The sequence below is a fragment of the Colwellia psychrerythraea genome, from assembly GCF_000764185.1.
Classification (GTDB): domain Bacteria; phylum Pseudomonadota; class Gammaproteobacteria; order Enterobacterales; family Alteromonadaceae; genus Colwellia; species Colwellia psychrerythraea_B.
Map to the genome: position 1 here is coordinate 293,948 of NZ_JQEC01000016.1, position 16,952 is coordinate 310,899.

Below are 16,952 nucleotides of genomic sequence, written 5' to 3' on the forward strand. Positions count from 1 at the left end.
TCAGCTCGGTCTAACGACCGTAACCTTTTAAGTTTGCTTTCTTAAGTACATTGTCATATTGATGAGACATCATATGCGTTTGTACTTGTGCCATAAAGTCCATAATCACAACTACGATAATCAATAATGATGTACCGCCGAAGTAGAACTGTACGTCCCACGCCATGATCATAAACTGTGGAACCAAACAGACAAAGGTAATATACGCCGCACCACAAAGGGTTAAACGGGTCATCACTTTATCAATATATTTGGATGTTTGTTCACCTGGACGAATCCCTGGAATGAACGCACCTGACTTTTTCAAGTTATCTGCTGTTTCACGCGGATTGAAAACAAGAGCCGTGTAAAAGAAACAGAAAAATATAATTGCTGCCGCTAACATCATTACATACAAAGGTTGTCCTGGAGACATAGCTCCTGAAACACCTTGTAGGAAATCAGCTACCGGGCCGTCACCTTGACCAAACCAGCTCGCAAGCGTGCCTGGGAACAAGATTAAACTTGAGGCAAAGATTGGCGGTATAACACCAGCCATATTCACTTTCAACGGTAAATGTGTACTTTGTGCAGCAAATACCTTACGGCCTTGCTGACGTTTTGCGTAGTTAACAACAATACGTCGTTGACCACGTTCCACAAATACTACTAAGAAAGTTACTGCAAATACCACAACCCCGATTAGCAATAATACTAATAAGTGCAATTCACCTTGACGCGCCATTTCAGCTGTTTGACCAACTGCAGATGGCATGCCAGCAACAATACCTGCAAAAATGATAATCGAAATACCATTACCGATACCACGCTCAGTAATTTGCTCACCTAACCACATTAAAAACATGGTACCCGTGATCAAACTAACAACTGCGGTGAAATAGAAACTAAAGCCTGCATTGATAACAAGCCCTTGCATCATATCCGGTAAACTTCTGGCAATCGCTATCGATTGTACTGTTGCTAGAACTAAAGTGCCGTAGCGTGTGTATTGGCTGATTTTACGACGTCCAGCTTCACCTTCTTTTTTAAGCTCTGCCATTGCGGGATGAACCACCGTGAGCAATTGCATAATAATCGAAGCTGAAATGTACGGCATAATACCAAGTGCCAATACTGAGGCTCGCTCAAGTGCACCACCAGAGAACATGTTAAACATCTCTACAATGGTGCCCTTTTGTTGTTCAAAGAACTGAGCTAATACAGCGGCGTCAATACCAGGGATTGGCACAAAAGACCCTAAACGAAGCACAACTAAGGCGACGAATACGAACCATAATCTTTGTTTCAACTCAGACAAACCGCCTGCGCCTTTACTACCTTGTGAAGTAGCCATTCCTGGTGTAGCCATTGTGTATTATTCCTCTATTTTGCCACCAGCAGCTTCAATAGCTGCTTGTGCGCCTTTAGTTACCGCAATGCCACGTAATGTAATTGGACGAGTAATTTCGCCTGATAACATAACTTTAACAGCTACGATATTACGTGTAATTAGGCCTGCATCTTTAAGTGCGTGAATATCAACAACATCACCTTTAACAAGATTTAATTCATGTAAACGAACTTCAGCGCGAACTAAAGATTTACGAGAAGTAAAACCAAATTTTGGTAAACGTTGTTTCAATGGCATTTGACCACCTTCAAAACCAGGACGTACACTACCGCCAGAACGAGACTTCTGACCTTTGTGACCACGACCACCAGTTTTACCGATGCCTGAACCAATACCACGACCACAGCGCTTTTTAGCTTTGTGAGATCCCGGTGCAGGGGATAAAGTATTTAAATGCATTATTAATCCTCCACCTTAATCATGTAGTGAACCTTGTTAATCATACCACGTACAGATGGAGTATCTTCTAACTCAACTGTATGATTGATACGACGTAGACCAAGGCCTCTTAATGTAGCTCTATGCTTCGGTAAACGACCGATAGAACTTTTTATTTGAGTTACTTTAACTGTTTTAGACATGCTCAATTACCCCAAAATTTCTGCAACGCTTTTGCCACGTTTAGCTGCCATGCCTTTAGGTGAATGCATATTCACTAAAGCAGAGACAGTAGCGCGAACTACGTTGATTGGGTTAGTAGAACCGTATGCTTTTGACAATACGTTCTGAACGCCTGCAACTTCAAGTACTGCACGCATCGCGCCACCGGCGATGATACCTGTACCTTCAGAAGCTGGTTTCATGAAAACTTTAGAACCTGAATGCTTGCCAGTAATAACATGCTGAAGAGTAGTACCCTTCAAGTCAATCGTTACTATGTTACGGTGCGCTTTTTCCATTGCCTTTTGGATTGCAGCAGGCACTTCACGTGCTTTACCGTAACCAAAACCAACGCGACCATTACCGTCACCAACTACTGTTAATGCAGTAAAACTGAAAATACGACCACCTTTAACCACTTTTGAAACGCGGTTAACTGCGATTAGCTTTTCAGCCATATCACTTTGTTGTGAGTTTTCTTGCTTATGATTAGCCATAATCAACCCCTAGAATTGAAGACCAGCTTCGCGAGCTGCTTCTGCTAACGCTTTTACGCGACCATGGTAAAGGAAACCAGAGCGATCAAAAGCTATCTTAGTGATACCTTTTGCTACAGCACGTTCAGCGATTGCTTTACCTACTGCAGTTGCTGCTGCAACATTACCTGTTTTTTCAATTTGAGCTGCAACTTCTTTGTCTAAAGTAGACGCAGATGCGATTACTTCAGAGCCCGTAGGAGCGATCAATTGAGCGTAAATATGACGAGGAGTACGGAATACAACTAAACGATTCGCACCCAACTCGCTAATTTTTGCACGAGCGCGTTTAGCGCGGCGCAAACGAGATGTTCTCTTATCCATAGTATTACCCTACTTCTTCTTAGCTTCTTTACGACGAACGTGTTCATCAGCATAACGAACACCTTTACCTTTATAAGGCTCAGGTTTACGGTATGCACGAATGTTCGCAGCGGTTTGACCAACTAAATGTTTATCACAACCTTTCAGTATGATTTCAGTTTGGCTAGGAGTTTCACAAGTAATTCCTTCAGGAATTGCATGTTTAATTGGGTGTGAAAAACCTAAAGATAAGTCTAAAGACTTACCAGCAGCTTTGGCACGGTAACCAACACCTTGTAAAACTAATTTCTTTTCAAAACCTTTACTAACACCTTCAACCATATTATTGATTAAAGCACGTGTAGTACCGGCTTGAGCCCAAGCGCCTTTAACATCAGCAACGATATTAGTAATGATGTTATTTTCTTCTTGAGAAACAACAACGTCACTGTGAATCGTGCGAGATAATTCGCCTACTGGACCTTTAACTTTAATGTCTTGACCTGATAACGTAATGGTAACGCCAGCAGGAACAACGACAGGTGCTTTTGCAACACGAGACATATTATTCTCCTTACTCTACGAAACCAAGAACTTCACCGCCAATACCCGCAGAGCGAGCGGCGCGATCCGTCATCAAACCTTTAGAAGTCGAAATGATCGCAATACCCATGCCGGCAAGAACTTGTGGAAGTTCATCGCTGCTTTTGTATATACGAAGACCAGGACGTGAAACACGTTTGATCTTTTCAATTACTTCTTTACCTTCAAAATATTTCAATGTAACAGCTAGCTCAGGTTTTACTTCACCTGAAACTGAAAAATCTGAAATATAACCTTCTTCTTTAAGCAAGTTAGCAATTGCAACTTTAACCTTTGAAGATGGCATTTGTACTGCAACTTTTGCTGCAGATTGACCGTTGCGGATGCGTGTAAACATGTCCGCGATAGGATCAGTCATCATAACCATTTACTCCCGTGAATTACCAACTAGCTTTCTTAAGACCTGGAACTTCACCACGCATCATAGTTTCGCGTAATTTAATACGGCTCAAACCAAATTTGCGTAAGAATCCATGTGGACGACCAGTAATGCTACAACGGTTACGTTGACGACTACTGCTCGAATCACGAGGTAAACTTTGAAGTTTCAATACAGCATCCCAGCGTTCTTCATCAGAAGAATCTGTACCAGAGATGATAGCTTTTAATGCAGCACGCTTTTCAGCATATTGTGCTACTAATTTGGTTCTTTTAGCTTCACGAGCTTTCATTGACGTTTTAGCCATAACTCTACACCTTCTTCTGGAACGGGAAATTGAAGGCAGACAGTAAAGCTAGTCCTTCTTCATTATTTTTCGCGCTAGTAGTAATAGTGACATCTAAACCGCGAATCTTATCGATTTTATCGTATTCGATTTCAGGGAAGATGATCTGCTCACGAACGCCCATGCTGTAGTTACCACGACCATCAAATGACTTAGGATTTAAGCCACGGAAGTCACGGATACGAGGAATAGAAATAGAGATAAAACGCTCTAAAAATTCCCACATACGTTCGCCGCGTAGAGTTACTTTTGTACCAATAGGGTAGCCTTCACGAATCTTGAAGCCCGCAACTGATTTGCGTGCTACTGTCGTTAGCGGCTTTTGCCCTGAGATTGCAGTAAGATCATTTGTGGCGTGTTCTAAAACTTTCTTATCAGAAATAGCTTCACCAACACCCATGTTAAGGGTGATCTTTTCAATCCGAGGGACTTGCATGACACTCTTATAACCAAATTGCTTTTGCAACTCAGCTACAACTGTATCTTTATATAAATCATGCAGTTTCGCCATCGTTTACTCCAATTATATTATTTCGTTGTTAGACTTGAAAAAACGAACTTTTTTGCCGTCTTCAATTCTAAAACCAACACGATCTGCTTTGCCCGTTGCTGGGTTAACAATCGCTACGTTGGAAACTTGTAAAGGTGCTTCTTTTTCAATGATGCCACCAGGCTGCTGTAACTGAGGTACAGGCTTAGTGTGTTTCTTGATTAAGTTAACGCCTTCTACGAATACTTTACCGCTTTCAACAAGAACTTTAGTGACTTTACCAGTCTTACCCTTGTCTTTGCCCGCAAGTATAATTACTTCATCATCACGACGAATCTTAGATGCCATTATCGTGACTCCTTATAGTACTTCAGGTGCTAATGATACGATCTTCATAAATTTCTCATTACGAAGTTCACGTGTCACAGGCCCGAAAATACGAGTACCAATTGGTTGTAAGTTTGCATTCAAAATTACAGCCGCGTTTTCATCAAAACGGATGGCAGAACCATCTGTACGACGAACACCTTTCTTAGTGCGCACCACTACCGCAGTAACAACATCACCTTTTTTTACTTTACCGCGAGGACTTGCTTCCTTTACGGCAACTTTGATGATATCACCAATGCGTGCATAGCGACGGTGCGAGCCACCAAGAACCTTTATACATTGAACACGCTTAGCGCCACTGTTATCAGCAACATTCAGCTGTGATTGCATTTGGATCATTGATTTTTGCTCCATTGTTATCTTTTTTAAATTGAGATAAATCTCAACAAAAACAAAAGATAAGTTATTAATTCAAGGCCAGAAATTTGACCCGTCACTGCCTTACGAAAGACCCCCGTTTCGGTTAGAATTAAGACATAAATGCCATCACTCAAACTTAACGGGCGCGAGATTATAACACCACTTACTCAAAAGTGATAGTCTAATTAGTTAAAAAACAAACAGCACCACACAGACTGCTTTAGGTGTGTAAAAGATTAAATCGCTTATTCAGATTGTAAGCGTAAATGTGACTGGTCCATCGTTAATTAGTGCAACCTTCATATCAGCGCCAAATTCTCCTGTTGGCACTTTAAATCCTTGTTGACGTAATTTTTCAACAAAAACCTGATATAAGGTATTACTCAATTCCGGATTTGCTACTGTAGAAAAGCTAGGCCGTAATCCTGAATTAGTATCTGCAGCTAGGGTAAATTGTGAAACAACCAAAATTTCTCCACCTGATTGTTTTACATTTAGGTTCATTTTGTCATTTTCATCACTAAAAATGCGATAGCCGGCAACACGTTCGGCTAAACGCTTGGCTTTAGCTTCATTGTCTTCTGGTTCAATAGCAAGAAATACTAATAAGCCTTTGCCAATCTCGCCAATAATTTGCTTATCAACAGTTACACTTGCCTGATTCACTCGTTGGATTAAAGCAATCATTTCATTTGCTCTTCATTTGTTAAGGGTAGTTTTTTTTCTTTAGAAGTTTGTTCTTTTAACGCTTGGTCTTTGATACTTCGATCTTTCAACCCTTGTTCTTTCAACAAAGGGTACTCTTGTAAAGATACCGTAATCAAGGCTCCCACCAAAACAATAAGCCAAGAAACATAGACCCATAAAAAAATAATAGGAATTGTTGCCAATGCGCCATAGATCACTTGGTAAGAAGGAAATGCTGCAATATATAAGGCAAACGCTTTTTTCGCCAACTCGAATAACACCCCCGCAACAAATGCGCCCGATATTGCGTACTTAAATGGTACAGCTTTATTAGGCACGGCCATGTAGAGAATAACAAAGGCAATAATAGAAGAAAGTAATGGTAGTAATCGTAAAAAAATATCAAACAAACCTAAGACATCATACTGATCAACCGCTACTATCGACACTATATATGAAGATAAGGCAATACTAGCCCCAACCAATATTGGTCCTAATGTTAATACCATCCAATACATGGCGAATGAAGTTATAGTGCGGCGCTTGTCGGTTACTCGCCAAATCTTATTGAAAGTATTGTCTATTGAAGAAATTAATAATAGCGCGGCAACAAATAAAAATGATATGGCGACAGCAGACATTTTTGAGGCATTAGCGACAAATCCGGTTAAATATTCTTGCACCACATCACCAGCGGCAGGAACAAAGTTTTGATAAACAAATTGTTCAATCGTCTGTTGCAGCTGTGCAAATAGCGGAAAAGCGGTCATTACCGATAACATGACAACGATTAGTGGTACTAATGACATCAAACAAACATAAGAAAGGTAACCCGCCACCACTTGGATTTGTTCACGTTTAACACGCCGACTAAAATAAAAGAGCAGCCCTTTGTGTTTATGCCAATACTCGCCAATACTTGTTTGCTTGAATACACTCATATTTGTTAACAATTTACTGATTTGTCCTATTTGTTTCATATATTAAGATAGCGTTAATGAATTATCTAGGGCTATTGACCTTAGGAAGATAGAAATGGAGTAGTAGATGACAAATCAAGGTTCTGCGGGTAATGTAATTTCCGCTATTTGTAATGTGTTTTTCCCTGGTCTGGGGCAACTGGTACAGGGTAGGCTAATGGCAGCAATAATTTTTGCCATTGTATGTGTTGGTGGTTATGCGCTGTGGTGGATGGTCATTCCAGCAATTATTGCTGGAATATTTCATTTATGGTCGATTATAGATGCTGCAACTTATAAACATAACTAAGAAGCATAATTGATAATAGCTGTAAGTATCAACCAAAACGCGGCGCGGCAATGAAAGTGACTTGCTCATTTTCAACAGGTTGGCTTTCTTCATCATAACGGTTAATTTGCGCCAGTAAAGCTGAAAGCTGTTGGATTTGTTTTGGGTTAGCTTTACCTTGACTAAAAATTTGACTTAGCTCTTGAAGTTTTTTAAGTTGTGTTGGAGACATAATACAATTCCTTTTGTTGGGAAAGCCGTAGCTTACTACTGCTTGATACCCCTAAGCGTAGTTACAAAATTATCAGCCTGCTTAATTATTTACGTACTAGAAGTAACAAAACATTTATAATTAATTTTTATTTTAACTATTTAATGAAAGAAACAATGGCTTACTAGATATTTCCAGATACATAGTAATTACGGATGACAACAATTGCAGATATGTCTTACAACAAATGGCAGCTATTTACAGAAATTTTGCACTAGTTGATAAGCTTAGTTGACCTTAAAATCACTGGAAAACACTAGAAACCCTACCTTCAATAATTCAGTAATGGCGCTCTATTTTAAGAAAACACGAGTCTTACAGTAAACGCTATACTTACTATTTCTCTCAATGTTCATGATTCTGTCTTAGTAGTATACGTATAACTTGTATTATATTTAGATAACAAAAAGCGCCTATTACTTTCGCAATAGGCGCTTTTTTTTAAACGTCACAAAGGTATTCAGTAATTACTTACCGCCTCTACCTTCACGTTTACGTTCATTTTCTTTTAATGATTTTTTACGAATACGAATATTCTCAGGTGTTACTTCTACTAACTCATCATTATCAATAAACTCTAAAGCTTGCTCTAAAGACATTAAAATTGGTGGCGTTAGTGTTTGTGCTTCATCAGTACCTGAAGAACGAACGTTAGTTAACTGCTTACCTTTAAGCGCGTTAACTGTTAAATCGTTATCACGGCTATGAATACCAATAACTTGACCTTCATATACATCAACACCGTGCCCAATCATCATACGGCCACGTGATTGTAGGTTGAAGATAGCGTTAGTAAGGGCTTTACCCGTTGCGTTAGCGATCATTACACCATTTTTACGTTGGCCAATGTCTCCACCTTTATGAGGACCATACTCGAAGAACGTATGGTAAATCAAACCAGAACCAGACGTTAACGTCATAAATTCAGTTTGGAAACCAATTAAACCACGACTTGGCATAATGAAGTCCATGCGAATACGACCAGTACCATCAGGTGCCATGTCAGTTAATTCAGCTTTACGAACACCCATTTTTTCCATGACCGAACCTTGATGTTGTTCTTCAACATCAATAGTTACTGTTTCATAAGGTTCATTTAATACGCCATCAATCATGCGTTCAATAACTTCTGGACGAGATACAGCTAACTCAAAACCTTCACGACGCATGTTCTCAATTAAGATACCTAAGTGAAGCTCACCACGACCCGATACTTTGAACTTATCAGGATCATCTAACTGCTCAACACGTAGTGCTACGTTGTGTACTAATTCTTTGTCTAAACGATCTTTGATATTACGTGAAGTAACGAACTTACCTTCTTTACCACAAAATGGTGAAGTATTTACTTGGAAAGTCATGTTGATAGTTGGTTCATCAATAGATAAAGCCGGTAGACCTTCTACTTCTGTAGGACAACATACAGTATCAGAAATTTTCAACTCACCTAAACCAGTAATAGCAATGATGTCGCCAGCAAAACCTTCTTCAATATCATGACGCTCTAGGCCTAAGTAACCAAATACTTTACCTACTTTAGCATTATGAACACCACCATTAGCAAGTTGAATAGTTACTTGTTGGTTAGGCTTAACAGAACCACGCTTAATACGACCAACACCGATTACACCTAAATAAGAGCTGTAATCAAGTTGAGAGATTTGCATTTGGAATGAACCTTCAGGATCAGCATCTGGTGACGGTACTTCATTGATAATAGTATCAAATAAAGGAGTCATATCTGTTCCAGTTACGCCTTCTTCTAACGAAGCCCAGCCGTTAATTGCTGAAGCGTAAACAACTTTAAAGTCTAGTTGTTCATCAGTAGCGCCAAGGTTATCAAATAATTCGAAAACTTGATCCATAACCCAATCAGGACGAGAGCCAGGCTTATCAACTTTGTTGATAACTAGGATTGGTTTTAAACCTTGAGCAAAAGCTTTTTGCGTAACAAAACGAGTTTGCGGCATTGGGCCTTCTTGTGCATCAACAATCAATAATACTGAATCAACCATTGACATTACACGCTCAACTTCACCACCGAAATCAGCATGGCCAGGAGTATCTACGATGTTTACACGGTAGTCGTTCCAGTTAACAGCAGTATTTTTAGCTAAAATAGTAATACCACGTTCTTTTTCGATATCGTTTGAATCCATCACACGTTCGTCATGGCCAGAACGCGCATCTAAAGTACCTGATTGCTCAAGTAATTTATCAACTAAAGTGGTTTTTCCGTGGTCAACGTGGGCAATAATTGCCACATTTCTTAATTTATCTAACACAGGCTTTACTCGCTGTTACTATCGTTAATCGCTATTCCAGTAGATTACCGAAATAGGGCTATAATTTTGCGCGCATTATACAGCTATTTTGACTAAAAAGAAATCAATATATAATCTATTGGCCCAAGCTGCGCTTTTTCACGAAAATCAGGCAATAAAAAAGCTTAGCCAAATTATTGACTAAGCTTTTCATTTAGCTAATTACCAACCAATAGATTAATTTATCAGCAACTAATTAATACTTAGCTGCTTGTCCTTTAGCCGGTAAGCTTTTTTTGATGAAGTCTCGAATATCTTGATTAGATTGTCTTAAATCTTCATGGCGTAGATACATCATATGGCCACTTTCATAGCCCTTAAATGACAACCTGTCTTTCATCAAACCACTTGGGTCTAACTGCCACATAGTATATTTAGCATCAAAGTAGTTAGTGGCACCGTCAAAGTAACCTGATTGAATCATGACTTGCAGGTAAGGATTTTGTGCCATAGCAGAGCGCAAGCCTTCACCGGTATTATTACCCGTACGATCCCACGGATGTACATTACCAAACATGTTATATTTAATGTCGGTTTTATAATTCAACTCTTCACGTAAATAATAGTTAATTGCCGGAGTAAAGCTATGTAACCAAGAGCTTAATTCAGCATTGTAATCAGGACGTGAACCGGCAACTTTTTTATCAATGCCTAAATAACGAGAATCTAAACGACCAATTGTTTGTTTTCTGTCGCGTAATAACTCTTTCCAGAAAAAGTTATTATCAACATCTAAGTTATTATTAACCACTGCACTCACAGATAAGCCAGAATATTTCGCTACTTGCACAGCAATATCCTGCTTCTCTTGTACTGAAATAAAGCCACCTTTGGCTAACGCCGGTAAATATTTTGCCAGCGTATATTCTTCTACTTCTGCCAATAACTCTTTTAATGGCTTTTGTTGTAATCCTGGCTCTAAGGCTTTGTGATACCAAGCAGCTGCGGCAAAGTAAGGTAATCTATTGGCGGCTTCAACAGGACCATCTCGTTTGATGCCAATATCCGTTGGTGACACTAAAATAACACCATTTACATACATCCATTGGCGCGATTGCAATTCTTTAGCTAAACCGGCAACACGGGTAGTACCGTAGCTTTCACCGATTAAGTATTTAGGTGAACGCCAGCGGTTATTACGACTAACAAAGGTATTTACCCATTCTGCCAAATATTTAATATCTGCATTAACACCAAAGAACATTCTCTTTTGTTGCTCTTTAGTTGGCATTTTTCCGTCTTTATCAGGCAATACGCGTGAATAGCCAGTATTAACAGGATTAACAAAAACAATATCAGCAAAGTCTAATATTGAATAAGCATTGGTTTTAACACCATAGGGTTGTAATGGATATCCTTCGTTATCTACATTTAATACACGAGGTCCAGTGTAGGCTACATGCATCCAAACTGAAGCAGAGCCAGGGCCACCATTAAAGGAAATCACCAATGGACGTTTTGCGGTATCTTTTACATCACTGCGTCGGTAATAAGTATAAAACAAACTCGCGGTAGGGTGACCGTCTTCATCCCATACCGGTTGTGTACCTGTAGTAGCAGTATATTTAAATTTGTTACCATTAACCTTAGTACTGTGTTTAGTGGTGTTCTTCTTATCAATGGCCAACTTACGTTCATGACCACTATTTTGTTCACTAGACTGGCTAGCTGCATTTACTGATAGTACTGGGCTTAATGATAAGCTGAGCATTACCGTTACCGGGACCAATAAGCTTTTACCCTTGTGTAGCAATGTTTGTATATTTGAAGTAGAGATAATTAAATCCTCATCAGGTTAAGTCCCCTTGAATTTAATGAGCTAAATTAAGTTCGCTTAAATAAAGTTAGCTTGAAAGTAACAGCTAGTATCGAAAGGATAAAACTGTTTTCGTTAAAGCGAAGAGGAAATAAGTTAAAATGCATTGAATAACATTTTTGCACATCCCCCATAGAGGCCATTAAAAGTAGATTTTTAAAAATAGGCTTATTACAGTAGGATTTAATAAACCATCAATTATGACTATTTTTACATAAATATCCCTGATTAAGGAACTTTGAAGGTACCAATAGCGCCATCTAGCTTAGTGGCTAATTCAGCAACCTGCTTACTATAGTTCAGTGTTGAGGACGACAAGTCACTACTTTTCAGGCCTAAATCAACAACCGCATCAATACTCTGTTTGATATCATTACTCAAGCCATTTTGTTGGGTAGCTGATTGCGATATATCCTGGCTCATGATATGCATTTCCTCTATCGCTTGATGGATCAAGGACAATATGGCCAAAAGCTCGACCGTATGCTCTTGACAGTTGTTAGCTTCATTTTCTCCTTGAATAATATCCGCTACTGCTTTTTTAGTTTGGCTTTGTAACGACTCAATCATCACTTGAATTTCATTGGCTGCTTCCTGTGTTCTGCTAGCCAGTAGACGTACTTCATCAGCAACCACGGCAAAACCTCGACCAGACTCCCCTGCCCTTGCAGCTTCTATCGCCGCATTTAATGCCAACAAATTCGTCTGTGCTGAAATACTGCCAATAGCGTCTAATATACTGCTAATATCGAGAGATTTTTGTTGTAAAACAGCCATCACCTCTGAGGTATTATCAAGCATAGTAGTTAAATTTATCATGCGTTCATTGGTAAGCTTGGCTATATTTTCAAGTTTATTACTTTGTGCTAAGGCATCAGACATTTTTTGTTCGGCATTGGTCGCTTTGTTCAAAATATTTTCAGCACTCAACTCTAAATCATCGGTTTGTGCCGTCGCTTGCATTATTGTTTGCTGTTGCAAAGATAAAGCGGAAGTCACTTGGGCGGTTTTATTGCTGGATTGTTCAGCGGCATTATTAAGTAAATGAGTATAATTGGAAATATTGGTTATTAATGCCGTTAAATCGGCAACCACTAAATTAACATTTTTTGAAAGCTCACCATATTCATCATCTGAACGAACGGTTAACTGGCGAGACAAATCCCCTTTAGCTATTTGCGCCAACACTTTGTTAATGCCAGTTAATGGTCCTATCATGGTCCGAATAGTAATGGCCGCAATACCCGCACCAACAACAAACAACACAATAAAAACAGCTAGCGTTTCAATATTGCCTTGCTCAACATTGTCAAATATATCAGCTTGTAGTTGTGCTAAGTTTTTATCCAATATTTGTAAAAAAATATCAATATCGTCGCTAGCACCAGTGATATGTTGCTCTGAATTTTGATAAGCTTTATTAAACAAGTCTCTATGTTCAAGTTGTGATATTTTTAAGATAAATATATTATTATCACTACGCAGCATCGACTTTGAACGCGTAAACTCGTCAATAAACTGATCGATTAAACCACCGGTATCATAATCTTCACCTAGGCGGCTTAAAAAAGTTAATAGCTGAGTAATATTATCTAAGCCAAAATCAATATCATGCTGAGCCATGCTGACTTCTTCAATACTATTAATTGTTAGTATCGCCTTAGTCGCATCAGTTAAATTAAACAAGTAACCTTCTATTTGGCTAGCCGAACCAATAATACGCTCGATCTGCCGTTGATTTTGTGTATCCTCTAAAAAGGATAAATCACCTAAAATAGCACTGGCCTCATCTAAAATGTTATAGAGGATTTTTTGCTGCTCGTTCAGTTGTATGGTTTCTGTTAACTGTGCTTTTTTATAAGTAAACATAAGCGCAACAGACTGGGTATAAGCATTATAAGTGCAAGTGAAATGACTTAAATTTTCAATGGCTGGAAAGCTAACCAGAATTTTTGTTATTAGCTGGCTGTTTTTGATTAACAGTAAGTTTTGTTGAGCAAAGTTTTGCTCAATATTTTCAATGGCACTAACCGTTGACTGAGTGACAATTAACGCTTCTAACTTGGCCTGTTTAAGTAATTGCTTTTGCACATTATTGGCATAACCTTGCAATGGTAGAGCAAAATTATCAACCTTCGCCGTAGCCATTTTAATATCACTTAAAATGCCGACTGAACTAATACTAGAAAATAATAGTAGTAGCAAAATAATGGCAAAACCGATGATTACTTTATGAGTAACTTTTAATACCATCTCTATAACCCTACTACATTAGTATAATAGTTCAGCTGTTAATTAACTCAATAACGTTATACCAGTATAGACAATTTTAGCAGACGTTTTTTAAGCTAAAAAAGCTGTTCCCCTAAGACCACGGCTTTACTTATTGGTGAATTATACTTGTGTTTTTTTTCGCTGATAAAGAAACTAGTTAACCTGAGTTCTGTTTAAGAGCGGCGTTTTCTAAATAGCCATAGCCCTTATAATTGCAATAATTTACACTTTTTATACAGTTAGTCGCTTGCCACCGAACTTAAACAAGGTTCTAATAAATCACCTACGCTTCAATTGAGCTGGTCAAGCTGCAAGTTACATTCAGGTTACATAAATCGTTATTATGTAAACTGAATAACTAATTGATTACGCTTTATAAAGCTAAAGAAATACCACTTATCAGTTAATGCTGTTACAGTTTTATCAATTTTCACTTAAGGAATGGAGTTTAACATGAGGAATATACTTTTATTGGTCACAGCCTTATTCGTCGCTACTGGCTGTTCAAGTCAGAAATCTAGTACGGATATTGAATCAGACATGGGGCTCGATAATGCACCAGCATGGGTAAATAATGGCACCAACTCAGTGAGTAATGAAGATGGTCAATTAATTCATGGTGTTGGCTCAGCGCCTGCAATGGGGGATTTATCATTACAAAAATCCACTGCTGATAACAGAGCAAGAGCTGAAGTAGCTAGAATTATGTCAACTTTTATTGATTCAACACTCGCAGATTACTCAGCAAGTAATGGTGAGGGATTTGATATGTCTGTTGAAAAAAACATTAAATCATCGACTAAAGCTGCATTGTCTGGTGCAAGAATTATTGGCAGTTGGCGAGATAAAAATTCAGGTGATGTTTACTCTTTCGCAGAGTTAAACTTAAATGCACTCGAAGCATCAATTAGTAACGCTGACAAAATTAATCAGTCATTTAAGCAATATACAGAAAAAAACTTAGAGGCAAACTTTAAACGCTTCACCAAGGAGAATAAAGAATGAGGCTTTTAGCAATAATTTTAAGCGTAGTAGTATTATCAGCGTGTGGTACGACAAAAGTTCAACGAATAGATTCATCTGAAACTATTGATTTAAGTGGCGCTTGGAATGATTCTGATTCTCGCATGACAGCTCAAACTATGGTGGCTGATGTACTTAACCGCCCTTGGATAAACCGCCATGTAAGCCAAAAAGGAAAACCACCTACAGTAATAGTCGGCAGTATTAAAAACCTAACTCATGAGCACATTAATACAAATACATTTATTAGTGATATTGAGAGAGAACTAATTAACTCCGGTAGGGTTGATTTTGTAGCATCAGCCCAACAACGAGGAGAGATCAGAGACGAACGTAAAGACCAGGACCTTAATTCAACTGAAGCATCACGCAATGCCGCAGGTCAAGAGCTCGGGGCTGATTATATGCTTTCAGGGCAAATAAATACCATTATCGATGCAAATGCCTCAACGCAAGTTCGTTATTATCAAGTCGACTTAACGCTAATTAGTTTGGCTGATAACCGTAAAGTCTGGGTAGGGCAAGAGAAGATTAAAAAGTTAGTAGAAAACGCTAAAATTCGCTACTAAAACCGTCTACTGACAAGGAGCATTCATTGGTTAATTTGGCCATGATAACTACAGTAAAGCCATCAATCTTTTTATTGGCTTTATTTTGCTTTATTTTATCTGGATGCGCTGCCAATAATAGAGAGATGTCTGAGGTTGCTAATCAACTCAGGCATAATCTGCCCGTTGAAACTGCATTAACTAAACTCGAAGCAATAAAAGTTGAACAGCAAAGTAGTGCACAACTTCAACTTAATTTAGGTTATTTACAACTCGTTAGTGGCGATTATCAAAATGCCATAATAAACCTTGAAGGCGCCAAGGAAACTATGCTTTCTTTACAAGCAGTCTCTATTTCAGAAAACCTTAGCTCTGCTACAGTGAATGAAACCTTTAGAAGTTATTCTGGCTGGCCTACTGACCAAGTATTGGTGCATGGCATGATGGCGATGGCTTACCTTTTAAATAATGATCTCAATGGTGCTAGGGTTGAGATATTGCAAGCTGATGTTCAAATGAATAAATTAGCTGAAACTAAAAACACACAGGGGCAACTAGCATTTGTTCGCTACTTAGCTGGTGTCATTTATGAATTAAATGATGAATATGATAGCGCACTAATTAGCTATCGCATGGCGTTGTCGATTATAACAGCTCGCCAAGAATCCCCCCCTCAACCTTTACAACAAAGCCTCATCGACTTAACTGCACATATTGGCCTTAATGAAGAGTCAAAAAAATACCAACAACAGTTTCATCTAGTCTTGTCAAAACCATACAGCAACAAACAATTTGTCTTTTCTTTTGATGGGGTGGTCACACAAATGATGCAAGCTAAATCAACGCTTTGGTGGCCTATAGATGACGTCTATCTATCAGTTGCATTACCAAATTTCCCTCGAAATAACTATGTAGAGTCAAAATCTTACATACATACTCAACATAGTGAACTCGCCACACAAACAATCGAGAATATCGAAGAGCGCGCAAGAGGCGATTTGCAAGCAAGAATGCCTAAAATAACCGCTATGGCGCTTGCTAGAGCAGGCGCTAAATTTCAAACAGTTAAAGAACTCAATAAAAAAGACAATGTACTTGGCGCTTTTGCTAATGTGTTAACTATCATTTCAGAAGTCGCTGATTTACGTCACTGGGGAATGTTGCCATCTTCAATACAAGTAGCAACCAGCTACTCCACGAAGAAAACTTTAAATTTATCGACTCATTATGGCCAACAAACGTTAGATCTATCACAAAGTACTATATCAGGGAAAAGTCACTCTGTTATTTTACTATCAAGCTTAACGAACCAAATACACTTAGCTAGTTTTTGACGCTATTGTATCAACAGTAACAGCACAAGG

21 protein-coding genes are annotated in these 16,952 nt (G+C 38.7%); 4 read left to right on the forward strand and 17 right to left on the reverse strand.

Annotated features, from left to right (window positions below; translation table 11 throughout):
* Positions 1-10: 10 nt before the first annotated feature.
* The 13 genes from secY to GAB14E_RS0122845 all read right to left on the reverse strand — a co-directional run bounded on the left by secY (position 11) and on the right by GAB14E_RS0122845 (position 7,025).
* A complete protein-coding gene (secY, locus tag GAB14E_RS13700; RefSeq protein WP_033081905.1) occupies positions 11-1,348 on the reverse strand; it encodes a preprotein translocase subunit SecY in 1,338 nt (445 codons plus the stop codon).
* A gap of 6 nt (positions 1,349-1,354) precedes the next feature.
* On the reverse strand, positions 1,355-1,789 hold the full coding sequence (rplO, locus tag GAB14E_RS13695; RefSeq protein ID WP_033081906.1) for a 50S ribosomal protein L15: 435 nt from the start codon (positions 1,787-1,789) through the stop codon (positions 1,355-1,357).
* A 2-nt stretch (positions 1,790-1,791) separates the two neighbouring features.
* Complete coding sequence (rpmD, locus tag GAB14E_RS13690) at positions 1,792-1,971, reverse strand: 50S ribosomal protein L30 (RefSeq protein ID WP_033081907.1); 180 nt, start codon at positions 1,969-1,971, stop codon at positions 1,792-1,794.
* A gap of 6 nt (positions 1,972-1,977) precedes the next feature.
* Entirely contained in the window at positions 1,978-2,487 is a 510-nt protein-coding gene (gene rpsE / locus GAB14E_RS13685; RefSeq protein ID WP_033081908.1) for a 30S ribosomal protein S5, read from the reverse strand.
* Positions 2,488-2,496: 9 nt separating this feature from the next.
* Positions 2,497-2,850 (reverse strand): 50S ribosomal protein L18, encoded by a 354-nt coding sequence (gene rplR, locus GAB14E_RS13680; RefSeq protein ID WP_033081909.1) that lies wholly within the window; start codon positions 2,848-2,850, stop codon positions 2,497-2,499.
* A 9-nt stretch (positions 2,851-2,859) separates the two neighbouring features.
* Positions 2,860-3,393, reverse strand: a complete 534-nt coding sequence (rplF, locus tag GAB14E_RS13675; protein WP_033081910.1) for a 50S ribosomal protein L6 — start codon at positions 3,391-3,393, stop codon at positions 2,860-2,862.
* Between the two features lie 10 nt (positions 3,394-3,403).
* Positions 3,404-3,793, reverse strand: a complete 390-nt coding sequence (gene rpsH / locus GAB14E_RS13670) for a 30S ribosomal protein S8 (protein ID WP_156115699.1) — start codon at positions 3,791-3,793, stop codon at positions 3,404-3,406.
* A gap of 19 nt (positions 3,794-3,812) precedes the next feature.
* Complete coding sequence (gene rpsN / locus GAB14E_RS13665) at positions 3,813-4,118, reverse strand: 30S ribosomal protein S14 (protein ID WP_033081912.1); 306 nt, start codon at positions 4,116-4,118, stop codon at positions 3,813-3,815.
* A 4-nt stretch (positions 4,119-4,122) separates the two neighbouring features.
* Complete coding sequence (gene rplE, locus GAB14E_RS13660; protein WP_033081913.1) at positions 4,123-4,668, reverse strand: 50S ribosomal protein L5; 546 nt, start codon at positions 4,666-4,668, stop codon at positions 4,123-4,125.
* 12 nt (positions 4,669-4,680) lie between these two features.
* Positions 4,681-4,995, reverse strand: coding sequence for a 50S ribosomal protein L24 (gene rplX, locus GAB14E_RS13655; protein WP_033081914.1), 315 nt, complete (start codon positions 4,993-4,995; stop codon positions 4,681-4,683).
* Positions 4,996-5,007: 12 nt separating this feature from the next.
* Positions 5,008-5,376 (reverse strand): 50S ribosomal protein L14, encoded by a 369-nt coding sequence (rplN, locus tag GAB14E_RS13650; protein WP_019026716.1) that lies wholly within the window; start codon positions 5,374-5,376, stop codon positions 5,008-5,010.
* 270 nt (positions 5,377-5,646) lie between these two features.
* Positions 5,647-6,084: a D-aminoacyl-tRNA deacylase gene (gene dtd, locus GAB14E_RS13645; protein WP_033081915.1), complete on the reverse strand. Its 438-nt coding sequence runs from the start codon at positions 6,082-6,084 to the stop codon at positions 5,647-5,649.
* Positions 6,081-7,025, reverse strand: a complete 945-nt coding sequence (locus tag GAB14E_RS0122845) for a virulence factor BrkB family protein (RefSeq protein ID WP_081967785.1) — start codon at positions 7,023-7,025, stop codon at positions 6,081-6,083. The genes dtd and GAB14E_RS0122845 overlap by 4 nt, the downstream gene beginning before the upstream one ends.
* A 106-nt stretch (positions 7,026-7,131) precedes the next feature.
* Here GAB14E_RS0122845 and GAB14E_RS13640 point away from each other — a divergent pair, with 106 nt between their 5' ends.
* Complete coding sequence (locus GAB14E_RS13640) at positions 7,132-7,353, forward strand: hypothetical protein (RefSeq protein WP_033081916.1); 222 nt, start codon at positions 7,132-7,134, stop codon at positions 7,351-7,353.
* A 28-nt stretch (positions 7,354-7,381) separates the two neighbouring features.
* Here the strand turns inward: GAB14E_RS13640 and GAB14E_RS13635 are convergent, their stop codons facing one another.
* From GAB14E_RS13635 to GAB14E_RS13620, 4 genes are all read right to left on the reverse strand, one after another.
* On the reverse strand, positions 7,382-7,564 hold the full coding sequence (locus GAB14E_RS13635; protein WP_033081917.1) for a hypothetical protein: 183 nt from the start codon (positions 7,562-7,564) through the stop codon (positions 7,382-7,384).
* 506 nt (positions 7,565-8,070) lie between these two features.
* Entirely contained in the window at positions 8,071-9,888 is a 1,818-nt protein-coding gene (typA, locus tag GAB14E_RS13630) for a translational GTPase TypA (RefSeq protein ID WP_033081918.1), read from the reverse strand.
* Positions 9,889-10,123: 235 nt separating this feature from the next.
* Entirely contained in the window at positions 10,124-11,638 is a 1,515-nt protein-coding gene (locus GAB14E_RS13625) for a S10 family peptidase (RefSeq protein ID WP_033081919.1), read from the reverse strand.
* A gap of 333 nt (positions 11,639-11,971) precedes the next feature.
* Positions 11,972-13,996 carry a methyl-accepting chemotaxis protein gene (locus GAB14E_RS13620; protein WP_033081920.1) on the reverse strand — a complete coding sequence of 675 codons (2,025 nt, stop codon included), beginning with the start codon at positions 13,994-13,996 and terminating at the stop codon, positions 11,972-11,974.
* Positions 13,997-14,470: 474 nt separating this feature from the next.
* Between GAB14E_RS13620 and GAB14E_RS13615 the strand changes: the two genes are divergently transcribed.
* Genes GAB14E_RS13615 through GAB14E_RS13605 form a run of 3 tightly spaced genes read left to right on the forward strand, consistent with a single transcriptional unit; the run spans position 14,471 to position 16,922 of the window.
* Positions 14,471-15,022 (forward strand): hypothetical protein, encoded by a 552-nt coding sequence (locus GAB14E_RS13615; RefSeq protein WP_197061182.1) that lies wholly within the window; start codon positions 14,471-14,473, stop codon positions 15,020-15,022.
* A complete protein-coding gene (locus GAB14E_RS13610; RefSeq protein WP_033081921.1) occupies positions 15,019-15,609 on the forward strand; it encodes a penicillin-binding protein activator LpoB in 591 nt (196 codons plus the stop codon). Before GAB14E_RS13615 ends, GAB14E_RS13610 begins: the two co-directional genes overlap by 4 nt.
* A 26-nt stretch (positions 15,610-15,635) precedes the next feature.
* Positions 15,636-16,922 carry a COG3014 family protein gene (locus tag GAB14E_RS13605; protein WP_052093616.1) on the forward strand — a complete coding sequence of 429 codons (1,287 nt, stop codon included), beginning with the start codon at positions 15,636-15,638 and terminating at the stop codon, positions 16,920-16,922.
* The last annotated feature ends 30 nt before the right edge of the window (positions 16,923-16,952 follow it).

What these genes read in the sequence shown, in the direction of transcription:
- dtd (WP_033081915.1), bottom strand. Translation starts at nt 6,084, where the DNA reads ATGATTGCTTTAATCCAACGAGTGAATCAGGCAAGTGTAACTGTTGAT.
- rplX (WP_033081914.1), bottom strand. Translation starts at nt 4,995, where the DNA reads ATGGCATCTAAGATTCGTCGTGATGATGAAGTAATTATACTTGCGGGC.
- secY (WP_033081905.1), bottom strand. Translation starts at nt 1,348, where the DNA reads ATGGCTACACCAGGAATGGCTACTTCACAAGGTAGTAAAGGCGCAGGC.
- rplE (WP_033081913.1), bottom strand. Translation starts at nt 4,668, where the DNA reads ATGGCGAAACTGCATGATTTATATAAAGATACAGTTGTAGCTGAGTTG.
- rpmD (WP_033081907.1), bottom strand. Translation starts at nt 1,971, where the DNA reads ATGTCTAAAACAGTTAAAGTAACTCAAATAAAAAGTTCTATCGGTCGT.
- GAB14E_RS13625 (WP_033081919.1), bottom strand. Translation starts at nt 11,638, where the DNA reads ATGCTCAGCTTATCATTAAGCCCAGTACTATCAGTAAATGCAGCTAGC.
- GAB14E_RS13615 (WP_197061182.1), top strand. Translation starts at nt 14,471, where the DNA reads ATGAGGAATATACTTTTATTGGTCACAGCCTTATTCGTCGCTACTGGC.
- GAB14E_RS13640 (WP_033081916.1), top strand. Translation starts at nt 7,132, where the DNA reads ATGACAAATCAAGGTTCTGCGGGTAATGTAATTTCCGCTATTTGTAAT.
- rpsH (WP_156115699.1), bottom strand. Translation starts at nt 3,793, where the DNA reads ATGATGACTGATCCTATCGCGGACATGTTTACACGCATCCGCAACGGT.
- rplF (WP_033081910.1), bottom strand. Translation starts at nt 3,393, where the DNA reads ATGTCTCGTGTTGCAAAAGCACCTGTCGTTGTTCCTGCTGGCGTTACC.
- rplO (WP_033081906.1), bottom strand. Translation starts at nt 1,789, where the DNA reads ATGCATTTAAATACTTTATCCCCTGCACCGGGATCTCACAAAGCTAAA.
- rpsE (WP_033081908.1), bottom strand. Translation starts at nt 2,487, where the DNA reads ATGGCTAATCATAAGCAAGAAAACTCACAACAAAGTGATATGGCTGAA.
- GAB14E_RS0122845 (WP_081967785.1), bottom strand. Translation starts at nt 7,025, where the DNA reads ATGAGTGTATTCAAGCAAACAAGTATTGGCGAGTATTGGCATAAACAC.
- GAB14E_RS13610 (WP_033081921.1), top strand. Translation starts at nt 15,019, where the DNA reads ATGAGGCTTTTAGCAATAATTTTAAGCGTAGTAGTATTATCAGCGTGT.
- rplR (WP_033081909.1), bottom strand. Translation starts at nt 2,850, where the DNA reads ATGGATAAGAGAACATCTCGTTTGCGCCGCGCTAAACGCGCTCGTGCA.
- GAB14E_RS13635 (WP_033081917.1), bottom strand. Translation starts at nt 7,564, where the DNA reads ATGTCTCCAACACAACTTAAAAAACTTCAAGAGCTAAGTCAAATTTTT.
- GAB14E_RS13620 (WP_033081920.1), bottom strand. Translation starts at nt 13,996, where the DNA reads ATGGTATTAAAAGTTACTCATAAAGTAATCATCGGTTTTGCCATTATT.
- rplN (WP_019026716.1), bottom strand. Translation starts at nt 5,376, where the DNA reads ATGATCCAAATGCAATCACAGCTGAATGTTGCTGATAACAGTGGCGCT.
- rpsN (WP_033081912.1), bottom strand. Translation starts at nt 4,118, where the DNA reads ATGGCTAAAACGTCAATGAAAGCTCGTGAAGCTAAAAGAACCAAATTA.